Origin of the sequence: Marinomonas polaris DSM 16579 (genome assembly GCF_900129155.1) — a bacterium.
GTDB lineage: Bacteria > Pseudomonadota > Gammaproteobacteria > Pseudomonadales > Marinomonadaceae > Marinomonas > Marinomonas polaris.
Genome location: NZ_FQVF01000005.1, coordinates 135627 through 148414, shown reverse-complemented (window position 1 = coordinate 148414; position 12788 = coordinate 135627). Strand labels below are relative to the sequence as shown.

Here is a 12788-nt window from a genome sequence, read left to right as displayed (position 1 = left end):
TTTGTTAACCTTATCTATCACAGATCGAATTGAGAAGTTTTTTATGTCAAATCTCGCTCAAAAACGCATTTTATTAGGCATTACTGGCGGCATCGCTGCTTATAAAAGCATCGAACTAATTCGTTTATTAACTAAGGCTGGCGCAGAGGTGCAAGTCGTTTTAACAGAAGGCGCAAAGGCTTTTGTCACGGAAATGACCCTACAAGCAATTTCTGGCCATCCAGTACGCAGTACCTTATTAGACCCAAATGCCGAAGCTGGAATGGGACATATAGAACTGGCGAAATGGGCGGACTTAATTGTAATAGCACCCGCTTCAGCTGACTTCATGGCTCGTTATGCTCAAGGCATGGCAAACGACTTATTAAGCACCCTATGTTTAGCCACCGAATCCCCTGTTTTGCTTGCTCCTGCGATGAACCAAGCCATGTGGCGTCATCCTGCAACACAAGCCAATGCAAAACTACTGGCCGAACGAGGCGTATTAAACATCGGACCTGCTGATGGTGCTCAAGCTTGCGGTGACATTGGGCCTGGGCGCATGAGCGAGCCGAGTGATATTTTCAATGCTGTCATCACGCATTTCCAAGGTTCATCGATCAAACAAGATTTGGCGGGACAACATTGGGTGATTACTGCAGGCCCAACGATGGAAGCCATCGATCCTGTTCGTTACATCAGTAATCACAGCTCAGGAAAAATGGGGTATGCTCTCGCATCTGCTGCGATTGCTCGTGGCGCAAGGGTCACATTAATAAGTGGCCCAGTGCAAATAGCAACGCCTGCTGGTGCAAACATCATTGCTGTAAAAAGTGCCGATGACATGCTGGCGGCTTGTGAGCGAAGCATGAACACACAAGCCGATGTGTTCATTGGTGCCGCTGCGGTTGCAGACTTTAAAATGAAAGCCGCTAACGACCAGAAGATGAAAAAGCAATCCGATACCGATGAAATCACCCTGACATTAGTAAAAAATCCAGACATCATCGCCACGCTTGCCAAACACAAACGTGCAAAAACCATCGTTGGCTTTGCCGCAGAAACACAAAATGTGATCGAATACGCGAAAAGCAAACTGGAACGAAAAGGTCTGGATATTATTATCGCCAATGACGTTTCTCGTACCGACATTGGCTTCAATCAAGATGAAAACCAAGTCACTGTTATCACTCAAGACAAAACTTGGTCTCCAGATAAAGCCGCAAAAAGCGAGCTAGCAAATCAACTCGTTGAATTTATTCAACAACATATTAAATCCTCGTCTTAACACCCATCATGAATTAAGAGAAAAAGAGAAGATAACCATGAAACAAGCTATTCAATTAAAAATCCTTAGCGACAAAATCGGCAAAGAGATTCCGCTGCCAACCTACGCAACTGAGGGTTCTGCTGGTTTAGATTTGCGCGCTTGCCTTGATCAAGCGATTGATCTTGCTCCGGGTGAAACGACACTACTACCAACTGGTTTGTCTATTTATATCCAAGACCCAAATCTGGCTGCGACGATTTTGCCACGCTCTGGATTAGGTCATAAACATGGTATCGTTTTGGGTAACTTGGTTGGTTTAATCGACTCGGATTACCAAGGCGAGCTAATGGTTTCCTGTTGGAATCGCGGTAATACGACATTCACTATCGAACCAGGTGAGCGTGTTGCGCAATTAGTTCTACTACCTGTCGTTCAAGCTGAATTTAATATTGTTACTGAATTCGAAAGTACTGAACGTGGCGAAGGCGGCTTTGGCCACACAGGCACAAAATAAGCAAAAAACACACGAAAAGAGTGAGATTAATTCACCCTTTTCGTGTTCGTCACCACATTCATTCACTCATCTTTCTTCACACAAACGAAATTAACTTTCATAAGTCTAAACTTCGTAAGTTTCATACAAATTTCTATAGTTAATCCTTCAAGATCACGCTATTATTTCAAACCTAAGTGGTTGCTTACACTCGTTGTCAGCCTTGGCTGTCACCGTTTTGCCATACTTAGTAAGTATATTTTGTCGTTGATAGAACAATACACCTATCAAGTTTGTATATTTTTTTGTGCGACCCATTTTTGTTTACAGGAGTACATAATCCGTGGCTTTTTCTCGTGAGTCTGCTTTAGATGTTGCTAAGGTTTTAAGCGAATCGCTTCCTTACATTCAGCGCTTTGCTGGTAAAACGCTGGTTATTAAATACGGCGGCAATGCCATGACAGATGAAAACCTACAAGCAGGTTTTGCACGAGATATCGTTTTAATGAAAGCCATTGGTATTAACCCTATCGTGGTTCACGGTGGCGGCCCACAAATTGGTGAAATGCTTGCTAAACTGAACATCGAATCAAAATTCATCAATGGCATGCGAGTAACCGATACCGCAACCATGGATGTAGTTGAGATGGTACTAGGCGGTCAAGTAAACAAAGAAATCGTTAACTTAATTTGTGAAGCTGGCGGTAAAGCCATCGGCATCACAGGTAAAGACAGCCGCTTCATTAAAGCAAAGAAGCTTTTTGTAAAACACCAAGCGGAAGGCATGACAGCACCAGAACAAGTGGATATTGGCCACGTTGGCGAAGTCGCCAGTGTCGACACCAGCTTCTTAAAGTTCTTTGAAAACAGCGACCTGATTCCAGTTATTGCACCAATTGGTGTGGATGACGAGGGTAACTCTTATAACATCAATGCAGATCTTGTTGCCGGTAAAGTAGCCGAAGCGGTTGGCGCAGAAAAGCTTATGCTACTGACCAATATTTCAGGCGTACAGGACAAACAAGGCAATGTGTTAACTGGATTGAGCACAGCGCAAGTCGATGCCTTGATTGCTGACGGCACGATTTATGGCGGCATGTTACCTAAGATCAGCTGCGCGCTATCAGCAGTTAATGCAGGCGTAACAAGCGCTCATATTATTGATGGACGAGTTCCACATGCGACTTTATTGGAAATATTCACCGACACTGGCGTTGGTACACTAATATCAAACACCAAGGTTGGCGAATAAGATTTTTCGCTTTTGTTGATACTATCACTTAACGATACTAGCAATTAACAACACTGGTTAAAAACTGGACACGAAAAATGAGCAACAAGAAAAACGATCGTCGCACACAGATATTGCAAGCGCTCGCTCAAATGCTAGAAAGCAGCCCAGGAGCACGTATCACTACGGCCGCTTTAGCAAAGCAAGTTGGTGTGTCAGAAGCGGCGTTGTATCGTCATTTTCCCAGTAAAGCTAAGATGTTTGAAGGTTTGATCGAGTTTATTGAGGAAAGTCTCTTCACGCGCATCAACCGTATCGTACAAGAAGAAAGCAACGTGATTGCTCGAATAGAGATGATAGTCACACTAGTACTAGGATTTGCTGAACAAAACCCTGGTATGTGTCGTTTGCTAACAGCCGATGCGTTAGCAGGCGAAACTGAGCGTTTACGCGTTCGTATTACCCAAGTATTTGATCGCATTGAAACCCAGCTCAAACAAGTTATTCGTGAAGCAGACTTGAAACAGGGTTTACGACCTGCGATGGGCGTTGCGCCTTGTGCAAATTTCCTGATAGCTATTATCGAAGGAAAAATACGCCATTACGTTCGTAGCGAGTTCAAAGTTAAGCCAATGGAAATTTGGCCCGAACAATGGACAGTATTGGCACAGAACTTGATGCTAAATCGCTAAGGCTTGAGGAAAACCTCAAACCTTAGTATTTGTATTAGCATTAAATTCCGTATTGAAGGCGATATGCTTTAACGGCATCAAGATGTTTAGCAAATTCAGGAGAATCCTGTTCTGCCAAATACGTCATGATGTCATTTAAAGATACGATACTAATAACAGGCATACCGAAGTCACGTTCGACTTCTTGGATAGCAGACAATTCACCTTGGCCTCGTTCTTGACGATCCAAGGCGATAAGAACACCAGCCGGAAGGGCATTGGCTTGTTGAATTATAGCCATCACTTCTCGAATGGCAGTTCCTGCAGTAATAACGTCATCGATAATCATGACGTTACCAGCTAACGGAGCACCCACTAGAGAACCGCCTTCACCGTGAGTTTTTGCTTCTTTACGGTTGAAAACGTATGGTGTGTCTACATTATGATGATCATAGAGAGCAACAGCTGTGGTCGTTGCCAATGGAATGCCTTTATAGGCAGGGCCAAATAGAACATCAAATGGAACATTTGCTTCCATTAATGAGGTTGCGTAAAAGCGCCCTAATTTAGCTAATGCTTGCCCAGAACTAAATAGGCCTGCATTAAAAAAGTAAGGACTTACGCGACCTGATTTAAGCGTAAATTCGCCAAAGCGCAACACGTTTTGTTCAATAGCGAATTCGATAAAGTCTCTTTGGTAAGGTTTCATGCCAACTCCAGAAAGATAATAAATAGTACACAACAAAGCGCCGCCAAGAACGAGCGAAGCCATGCCAACATTGGATAGGCGCTAATATAACACACGGCTAGGAATTGTAGGGACCAGAAATGAAGGTCATCAGCCTTAATGTAAACGGTATAAGACAAGCAGCAGAACGCGGCTTTTTTGAATGGATGGTTCGTCAGGACCCAGATGTTGTGTGTCTGCAAGACATACAGGCAGATGAACGCACACTAAATGACAGTGTGTTTTTCCCACCTGGGTATAACACATACTTCTTTGACTCGATGGAAAATCCAGAGCAAGCAGGTGTGGCTATCTATTGCAAAACCATGCCTAAAGCCATTATGACTGGCATGGGATTCCCTGAATGCGACTTTGAAGGTCGTTTTATTCAAGCGGATTTCGATAAAGTCAGCATTGGAGCTTTCTTGACACCTCACGGTTCAAACCACGAGGAAACGCTGCAAGAACATAAGTATCGTTTTATGGAAGGTTTTAAAAACCATCTCATTAAAACTCGTCGCAAGCGTCGTGAATTTATTTTCTGCGGTACAGCCAATGTTGCTCGTTCACCGATCGATGTGAGCAGCTGGTTCGTCAATCAACGTAACTCTGGCTTCTTACCAGAAGAACGTAAGTGGATAAATGAAATTTTCAATGAGCTGGAATACATCGACGCTTTCCGCCAAGTAAACAAGCAAGACAAGCAATATACTTGGTGGCCAGATTATGAACGTGCATGGAAATTAGATGAAGGTGGTCGTTTAGATTACCAAATCACCACTCCAGGCATCAAAAATCTGATCCAAGGCGGCACGATTTATAAAGGCCAACGATTTTCAGATCACGCACCATTAATCATGGAATATAATATTGATTAAGCGCTGCATCAATTCCAATGAAAGAACACAGTTTTTTCATTGGAATTGAAAATCAAAAACTAAAAAGCCCGCTAGGTGTGACTTTTAATATTTAAACAGTCAACACCAGCGGGCTTTTTTATGTATTAAACTGTCTATGGAGTCTTTGTAGAAAGTTATTCGTCCACCAGTGACTTGCTCTTCACTTTTAACTTAAGCTGATGAATTCCACCGACTGGAATGCTATAAGCATCACTAAGCGCGTTACCAGCCTCGACACAGACGAAACGACGATAGTCATCATCTTCCATATCAGTGCGCTGCTTAGCAATTTCTGCACCTGGGTTCCACAACACAGTACTGTTACTACCTTCTGTGCTGATCACCAATCTTCTTTGCAATCCAGCATCTAGGATTTCACATTTTTCTGGAGCAGAAGTATACACCCTGTCCATGTGATCACATGGTGTCACTGCACCTTGTTGCAAATTCTGACTGCCATTATCAAACTTATCGACATAACTTACTTGATCTAAGCCATGCACTTCAGCCGTTTGGTTATCTGAAACATTAAAATAGGTGTGCAAAGCTTCGCTAATTAGCATCGGCTTATCGGATAGATTCGCCGCCGAGAAATTCACTCGAAAACCCTTATTAGAGAAACGAAAGACTTGTCGTAACTCAAAGGCAAATGGCCACATCTCTTCGATCAAAGGGTGATCTTCTGAAGCCAAACGAATGACGATTTTCACATCACCATTTTTAAAACGCCCTGCCTCAATGAATTCCCAGCGAAAATAACGAGCAAGACCGTGTGCAGGGAAATCCGCATGCGTCTCATTAGCACCAAACCAAGGCCAACAAACAGGAACACCAAAGTGACGACGCCCAAAACGGCCTTCACCACCAGGATTTGTCGATTGAAATAACAGATCCTCTTGACCCGCAGGAATGAAACTCTCCAAATGCCCGCCCCATAAGGCAATGACCGTACTAAAGCCTGGTTGCTCAATGACGATCTCGTCGCACTTTCTTAAGCTTGCTGGGCGTATTTCACCACCCAATTCTTCCAACTCTTGCATCAGTCGGCCATTCATCAACAACTCCATTAAAGTAATTTCGTACGCCCATATTAACTTTAGATGCCATGATTACAATAGTTTGAGCTTATACTGACAATATAACAAAACGGGTAACCTTGTTGTGTATCAATAAAGACTTAACCTGATCGCACTTTTACGCTATAAAACACAGCAACTTAGGGCACGTTTTCATTATCGTTAACGTATGCTGCTTTCATTTTAAAAGGTGTCATATTTTTTATGAATCAACAGAACGAACCCAAAATGGTCATTGGCTGCGACGAATGGTGCGCATTTCCTTCCCTTAATATCCCAGCGATTAAAGCACGAGTAGATTCGGGCGCAAAAACATCATCAATGCATGCAATCAATATCGTACGTTTTTCTCGTGATGGTGAGAGCTGGGTAAGCTTTGAAGTTCATCCTCTACAAAAAAATCGTAAAGTAACCGTGCATTGCGAAGCCCAGCTTGTTGATCAAAGAGTCATTAAAAGCTCTAGCGGAGACAAAGAAAGCCGCCCAGTCATTCGCATACCCCTTTCTCTTGGCGGTATCTCATGGGAAGCAGAAGTCACGCTAACCAATCGTGACAGCATGGGCTACAGAATGTTACTTGGGCGGGAAGCAATGAATGGACGCGTTCTCATCGACCCTGAGGGCCTATGCCTACAGGGTGACAGGCAGGAAGAAAACTTTGTAGAGCTCTATAAAATCCCGGCGAAAAAAACAGCAAAGAAGAAACAGTAAAAAATTGCCTTCCTTATTTCCACCGAATATACAAAAGGAAGGCACTTTTCCTATTTAGAGAACGCTGCTTATATTTAGAAAGAGCTATTTAGATAGAGCTTGACTCAAACGTCGTAATTTCTGGTTAGCGGAAGATAACGCCATTTTATTGGTTGCAATATCAGTCACATCATAGACGACCAAGCAAATATTCTTGATTGATCCATCTGGACTCGATATCGGGCGTATTGCCACATTCTGATACATTTTATCCGCAATTCCAGTAATTGGGCGATAACTCTTAAATGGAAATAAGTAAGGCCGCTGCTCCCACGATATAAAAATCGGTGTTTTCAAACCAAAAACATTATCTAACTTCTGGTGTAACCACCCCGTATCCAATTCTGGATAAAGAGTGAGTAGAGATTGCTGCTTCGCTATCGATGAACTAATACCGCTATGGTTTTCCATAAAATTATTCCATAGCTGCACCCGATATTTCGAATCCAAGACCACAAGCCCGACATCGATATGATGAAGCATATCGAACATCCAGTGAAGATCTGCCATTCCTTCTGCTTTATTACTCATTCGTCTTCCTCAACCAAAAAGGACAATAAATTTTCTAGTGTCGGCACAGAATCCTCGGTAAAAAGCATAATTAAGTCACAACTAATTTGATAGTTTTCCACTTCATAAACAATTTCAACCGCTAACGTTCTTTTCCATGTAGCTTTCTTTTCGTTAATCAAGTCTGCAATTTTAACGTGTTGACCCAGTAATAACGGATGACTGTGACTAAAATCGATATTAAGCTGCTTGCCAATGGCGGCCATAAAAGGGCCCACCAAAACAGAAGACACATCCATCAAGAGCTCTGTTTCTAACTCTCTAGTAATGGTGTCCGTCACGCCTAAAAGTTTCGCCATATCAGGGAAGCTGGAATCACTAAAAATAAGCAGTGTTTCAAATGCAATACCAGAACCAACAAAACCTTGTGAAACCGCTGAACAGCTGTCATCTTTAACACTGTAATCAAGTGCCATTTGCAGTTCGCCAACCTCCAAAATATTAACTCTCGGAACTGGCAATTTAATAAATACATTCAGCATCTCTGCTAAAACACCAGCAGCACGCCCCATGGCAATATTCGAAATTTCTTGCAAGCATTCATTAAGCGTAAACTGCTCTGCAGCTGTAGGCTGATCGACAACAACCTTATTTTGCTTATCATCATTATCAGTTGAGAAAAGTCCCAAAGAAATTAGTAAGTTACGTAGTTCTTCTGCGGATGCTGGTTTTTTATGGAAGGCAATTGCTCCCATATCCTTTACCCGCTGAATGGCCTTTGGTTGAACATCACCAGACACAACGATGACAGCAGGTGACGGATTAAAAGACCGCAAGACTTCAAGGGTTTCATAGCCGTCTTTCACCGGCATATTTAAATCTAAGAATAAAATATCAAAAGCAGAAGACGATAATATATCCAGTGCTTCTTGACCGTCTTCAGCAAACTCGACTTCGACATCCCAGTCTATCGGTAATATTTTTGCTAATTGCTTACGCGCAATTTTTGAATCGTCACAAATCAGTACTCGTGTACTCATTACCACTCTCTTTTTGATCAGTACCATATACTACATACTATGACACTTAAGACCTTGTTTTTAAAAACACAAAAATGTTACGTCACGTAACCAGAATTAATCCAAGCCGCATTTAATTATCTTATTTAAAGATAGCACAAACTTTTTTTGTCACTTAAGTCTGTGAATTTAAACAAAAGACAACAAAGCTCTAGCAACTAAACGCTCATCGTACTTATGCTGCTTTTCAGTAATCAATGGCGTTCTTATAACAACAACATTTAGACCATTCAATAATTGGCAGTCTAGCTCGCCATAATTATATGAATCATCAAGTAACAGATAATCCAATGCTGAGTACAAACCAGTAGCCCCTGTATCGGCCATAACCGTAGAAACTAAACGTTTTACTCGTTCCATTAATGACAACCCATGTTGCTCTGGGTCAGTACCCAAATTGGGCAAATACACTTTAGGGTTAGGGTTTTGGCAAATCGATCTACCAACACCCTCAGGCAAAAGATTGGCAAGTAAACTGCTATAAAAGCTACCTGGTGGATAACAAATCAAGTCAGCACTTTCGATGGCGTCTTTACGATCATCCGCGATATGACAATTCGTCGGCACAATATTACGTAAACCTTTGTTTAACCACATACGCTTTATCGGGCTAGACAGCTCATCAGTTTCTTTTCCCGTAATCCTATGCTGCCCTAAGACAATTTCGCCGTTATCAAGTTCGACACCCAAATGCAAGCTAGCATCCAGTGTCGTTTTCACTTCACCTAAAGCTTTAACTAATCGCGAAAACAAAAAAACGATCGGATCCAACTGCTGCTGATTATTTAAATATCCACCAGCCATAATCAGATTACCAATACTGGCACCGCGCAAATCAAAATCAGCATTAATACGTGCTTGAGTCACCGCTAAATGCGTTTGAATCAAGGCTTTCATCGGGTTAGGAATACACTCAATTAACGGATGCTCACCCAACACCAACAGCTGCAACTGCTCTCTTAATGCTAACGCTTCCGCTTGCTGAGGAAGACGATGCGTAAATAAATCATATACTTCTGGCTGACCCATTACGGTTTCGTCTGCTAACGCCATTAAGCGACTGCGCAAATCTCCGACCGCAGGAATATCAAATTCAGCACGCAATCGTGCAGAACTGCCACCCGAATCAAAAGGTGTCACTAAGTGTACTGAATGATGTGTGTATTCTTTAAACACTCGACTAATTTTATTCAAAGCCGAGCCCCCACTAAAAAACAATACCTTTGGGCCTTGCTCAGGCAAGCTCTGATAACGATGAACACGAACGAGATCAGGCATAATCATACGACGCCAAATACGCATAGAGCTTGTCATACAAATCCTCATCTATATAAAACCAAAATAGAAACAACGCTATAATAGCAAATCAAAAAACAAAGCGTTGTGACAATATATTTAAATGGGTGAGTATTATCTTCCCATCCTACAGGGTGCTAAAATGTCTAATGAGAAATAAACAATAGCACGTATTACCAACAGGAAACGTCATGGAAACCAAAACCTCGGGGTCATCACTTAGCAAAGCGTTAAACATGCTAAACCATGTTTGTACGTCTCCGGTACCCTTACGTTTTGCTGAATTAGTTGATCTTTCAGAACTCCCTAAAGCTACCGCTCATCGGCAATTAAACACCTTACTCGAACATGGTCTAGTCCGCTTCGACGAACACAAACAAGCCTATTATCCGGGTTATGGATTACTTGCTCTTGCTCATCGCACTTGGGCTAATTTAGATATTCGAGATATTGCCGCTGAGCCGATGCGAGACTTATGGTCAAGCACACAAGAAACCATTCACCTTGCTGTCCTAGATGGCTCTGATGTGATTTATATTGATAAACTAGAAAGCCCAAAAAGTCTGCGGCTGTACTCAGCTGTTGGCAAAAAAGGTCCTGTCTATTGCACAGGTGTTGGCAAAGCCATGCTAGCGTTTTTACCAGACGATAAACAACAAGCAGTCATCGACACTCAAGCATTTTTTCGCCACACAGAACATACATTGACCTCTTCTGAAGCCCTAAAAGCCAATCTAGAACTTATTCGAACAACGGGTATTTCTCTCGACTTAGAAGAACATGAAATAGGTATAAAGTGTGCAGCGGCACCGATTTTCAATTCACGCAATGAAGCCGTGGCAGCCATTAGTGTGACTGCTCCCGCTTTTCGTACCAACGACGACGTTTATGAAGAAATGAAAGTACAAGTCAAACAAGCAGCAGATACCATTTCAAAACGATTGGGCGCCTGCGAATAAGTAATAAAGACACTTTATTTTCACAGGGAAAACGATCATGGCAATGACAGGCTTACTAGCACTTCTTGATGACATCACTACATTGCTGGACGATGTTGCTGTTTTCTCCAAAGTCGCGGCCAAAAAAACCGCAGGCGTACTAGGTGATGATCTTGCGTTAAACGCCGAACAAGTTTCAGGTGTCAAAGCAGATCGTGAATTGCCTGTCGTCTGGGCGGTGGCCAAAGGCTCCTTTCTTAACAAACTAATTCTTGTGCCGTTAGCGCTAGCCATCAGCGCGTTTATACCTTGGCTGATTCAGCCTTTATTAATGGCCGGCGGCTTGTATCTGTGTTTTGAAGGCGTGGAAAAAGTCCTTCACACTTTTAAAGACAACCATGAAGAAAAAGAAACACTAAGAAAGAACGTCAAGCAAGCGAACTCAGCGAAAGAGCTATTAGCCCTAGAAAAAAGCAAAGTGAAAGGCGCTATTCGTACCGATTTCGTTTTATCGGCCGAGATTATCGTTATTGCCCTTGGCACCGTGGCGGGACAAAGCTTATTAACACAAGCCATTGTCGTTAGCCTGATCGCTGTTATTGTCACCGCCGGTGTATATTTCTTGGTTGGGTTAATCGTGCGTCTTGATGATATTGGCTTACACCTAAACCAATCAAAAACCGTATTCGTCAAACAACTTGGTTTAGTCATATTGAAAGGCGCGCCAATGCTGATCCGCCTTTTGACCATCGTCGGCACCATTGCTATGTTCTTAGTGGGCGGCGGTATTTTTGTTCATGGCTTGCCAACGTTGCATCATCTTGCTGACATGGCAGTGTCTGGTGAAATCGCTCAAATCCCACTTGTTACAGGCTTAATAAACACTGGCATTAGCTTCTCAGTTGGCTTAATTCTAGGTGGCGTTGCCGTTGGCATTGCTTCACTTTTCAATAAGATAAAAGATAACAAGAAAAAAACCTAAGAAACTCAATAAACCACACGACAAGCAATAATTTAAGCTTGTCGTGCAGAAAGAATAAACTCAGCTAGTTCGGCAAAACCCAAGCCGCCCGGTTGCGTCGTCTGATAACGAGGATGGTGACGCATAATCGACAAGTGCTCGGCGATATTCGCCACACCGACACTCAGTGGAAAACGCGCAAACATACTTTCATCGTTAGGCGCATCACCAACGTAGAGCACTTGCTCTTGCTGCTGCGCTTCACTCAAGCCATATACATCGCCTAACACGCGCTGCGCCATGGAAAACTTATCATAACCTTGCGAACACACATTAATGTGTATCGAACTAGCCTTAGCATTTAAGCCCATGGCAATCAGAGCTGCCAAACAAGTATCTTTGTCGGCCACTGCAGCGGGTTTAACGTCTTGAGCGTAATCAATCGCCACGTCAGTGAGTCGATAAGCTTGGTCTCTTGCCAAACGTAAACGCGGGAATTGGGTTAGAACCTGATTCACCTGAGTCAATATGTGCGCTTGCTCTGCACGCATTTCTGACTCATCACGCCAGAAAGAGTACGTCAGATGACGGTCTGCAGTTCTACCAATAAAACATGCGCCACCTTCTGTAATCACACCATCAACAGGAAGTGCTCTGGCAATCATATCAGACCAACCAGCACAACCGCCTGTTACTGGAATCACCTTAATGCCATCCGCTTCCAGTTGCGCCAGAGCCCGCAATGTCTCAACAGGCAACTGGCCTTCCCATGTCAGCGTGTCATCGAAGTCGGTTAAGATAAAACGCAAACCTTGGCATGCACTTTTGTCTATAGAGGAAAGTTCTAAAGCAGAAAGCTCCAAACCAGAAGAGCCTAACGAAGAAGAAACAGATATCGACATATTCGT

The 12788-nt window shown here is 42.9% G+C and carries 14 protein-coding genes; 8 read left to right on the top strand and 6 right to left on the bottom strand.

Annotated elements, in window-relative coordinates; all coding sequences use genetic code 11:
* Positions 1-43 precede the first annotated feature (43 nt).
* From coaBC to slmA, 4 genes are all read left to right on the top strand, one after another.
* Positions 44-1267 (top strand): bifunctional phosphopantothenoylcysteine decarboxylase/phosphopantothenate--cysteine ligase CoaBC, encoded by a 1224-nt coding sequence (coaBC, locus tag BUA59_RS06180; protein ID WP_072838847.1) that lies wholly within the window; start codon positions 44-46, stop codon positions 1265-1267.
* A gap of 37 nt (positions 1268-1304) precedes the next feature.
* Positions 1305-1763, top strand: a complete 459-nt coding sequence (gene dut / locus BUA59_RS06175; RefSeq protein WP_011978451.1) for a dUTP diphosphatase — start codon at positions 1305-1307, stop codon at positions 1761-1763.
* Positions 1764-2085: 322 nt separating this feature from the next.
* Positions 2086-2994 carry an acetylglutamate kinase gene (gene argB, locus BUA59_RS06170; protein ID WP_072838846.1) on the top strand — a complete coding sequence of 303 codons (909 nt, stop codon included), beginning with the start codon at positions 2086-2088 and terminating at the stop codon, positions 2992-2994.
* Positions 2995-3071: 77 nt separating this feature from the next.
* Positions 3072-3665 carry a nucleoid occlusion factor SlmA gene (gene slmA, locus BUA59_RS06165; RefSeq protein WP_011978449.1) on the top strand — a complete coding sequence of 198 codons (594 nt, stop codon included), beginning with the start codon at positions 3072-3074 and terminating at the stop codon, positions 3663-3665.
* Positions 3666-3705: 40 nt separating this feature from the next.
* On the opposite strand, the gene pyrE is transcribed toward slmA, so the two are convergent.
* On the bottom strand, positions 3706-4353 hold the full coding sequence (gene pyrE, locus BUA59_RS06160) for an orotate phosphoribosyltransferase (RefSeq protein WP_011978448.1): 648 nt from the start codon (positions 4351-4353) through the stop codon (positions 3706-3708).
* Between the two features lie 119 nt (positions 4354-4472).
* Here pyrE and BUA59_RS06155 point away from each other — a divergent pair, with 119 nt between their 5' ends.
* Positions 4473-5249, top strand: a complete 777-nt coding sequence (locus tag BUA59_RS06155; RefSeq protein WP_072838845.1) for an exodeoxyribonuclease III — start codon at positions 4473-4475, stop codon at positions 5247-5249.
* Between the two features lie 155 nt (positions 5250-5404).
* On the opposite strand, the gene BUA59_RS06150 is transcribed toward BUA59_RS06155, so the two are convergent.
* Positions 5405-6325 carry a D-hexose-6-phosphate mutarotase gene (locus BUA59_RS06150; RefSeq protein ID WP_072838844.1) on the bottom strand — a complete coding sequence of 307 codons (921 nt, stop codon included), beginning with the start codon at positions 6323-6325 and terminating at the stop codon, positions 5405-5407.
* 225 nt (positions 6326-6550) lie between these two features.
* Here BUA59_RS06150 and BUA59_RS06145 point away from each other — a divergent pair, with 225 nt between their 5' ends.
* Positions 6551-7057: an ATP-dependent zinc protease family protein gene (locus tag BUA59_RS06145; RefSeq protein ID WP_072838843.1), complete on the top strand. Its 507-nt coding sequence runs from the start codon at positions 6551-6553 to the stop codon at positions 7055-7057.
* An 84-nt stretch (positions 7058-7141) separates the two neighbouring features.
* On the opposite strand, the gene BUA59_RS06140 is transcribed toward BUA59_RS06145, so the two are convergent.
* The 3 genes from BUA59_RS06140 to BUA59_RS06130 all read right to left on the bottom strand — a co-directional run bounded on the left by BUA59_RS06140 (position 7142) and on the right by BUA59_RS06130 (position 9999).
* Positions 7142-7627 carry a transcriptional regulator gene (locus tag BUA59_RS06140; protein WP_072838842.1) on the bottom strand — a complete coding sequence of 162 codons (486 nt, stop codon included), beginning with the start codon at positions 7625-7627 and terminating at the stop codon, positions 7142-7144.
* Positions 7624-8646, bottom strand: a complete 1023-nt coding sequence (locus BUA59_RS06135) for a response regulator (RefSeq protein WP_072838841.1) — start codon at positions 8644-8646, stop codon at positions 7624-7626. The genes BUA59_RS06140 and BUA59_RS06135 overlap by 4 nt, the downstream gene beginning before the upstream one ends.
* Before the next feature lie 168 nt (positions 8647-8814).
* Complete coding sequence (locus BUA59_RS06130; RefSeq protein ID WP_072838840.1) at positions 8815-9999, bottom strand: GAK system CofD-like protein; 1185 nt, start codon at positions 9997-9999, stop codon at positions 8815-8817.
* Between the two features lie 173 nt (positions 10000-10172).
* Between BUA59_RS06130 and BUA59_RS06125 the strand changes: the two genes are divergently transcribed.
* Both BUA59_RS06125 and BUA59_RS06120 read left to right on the top strand, forming a co-directional pair.
* Positions 10173-10940: an IclR family transcriptional regulator gene (locus BUA59_RS06125; protein ID WP_072838839.1), complete on the top strand. Its 768-nt coding sequence runs from the start codon at positions 10173-10175 to the stop codon at positions 10938-10940.
* Positions 10941-10977: 37 nt separating this feature from the next.
* On the top strand, positions 10978-11901 hold the full coding sequence (locus tag BUA59_RS06120) for a DUF808 domain-containing protein (protein WP_072838838.1): 924 nt from the start codon (positions 10978-10980) through the stop codon (positions 11899-11901).
* Between the two features lie 32 nt (positions 11902-11933).
* Here BUA59_RS06120 and BUA59_RS06115 read toward each other — a convergent pair whose 3' ends face one another.
* Positions 11934-12782 carry an HAD family hydrolase gene (locus tag BUA59_RS06115; protein ID WP_072838837.1) on the bottom strand — a complete coding sequence of 283 codons (849 nt, stop codon included), beginning with the start codon at positions 12780-12782 and terminating at the stop codon, positions 11934-11936.
* Positions 12783-12788: the final 6 nt, after the last annotated feature.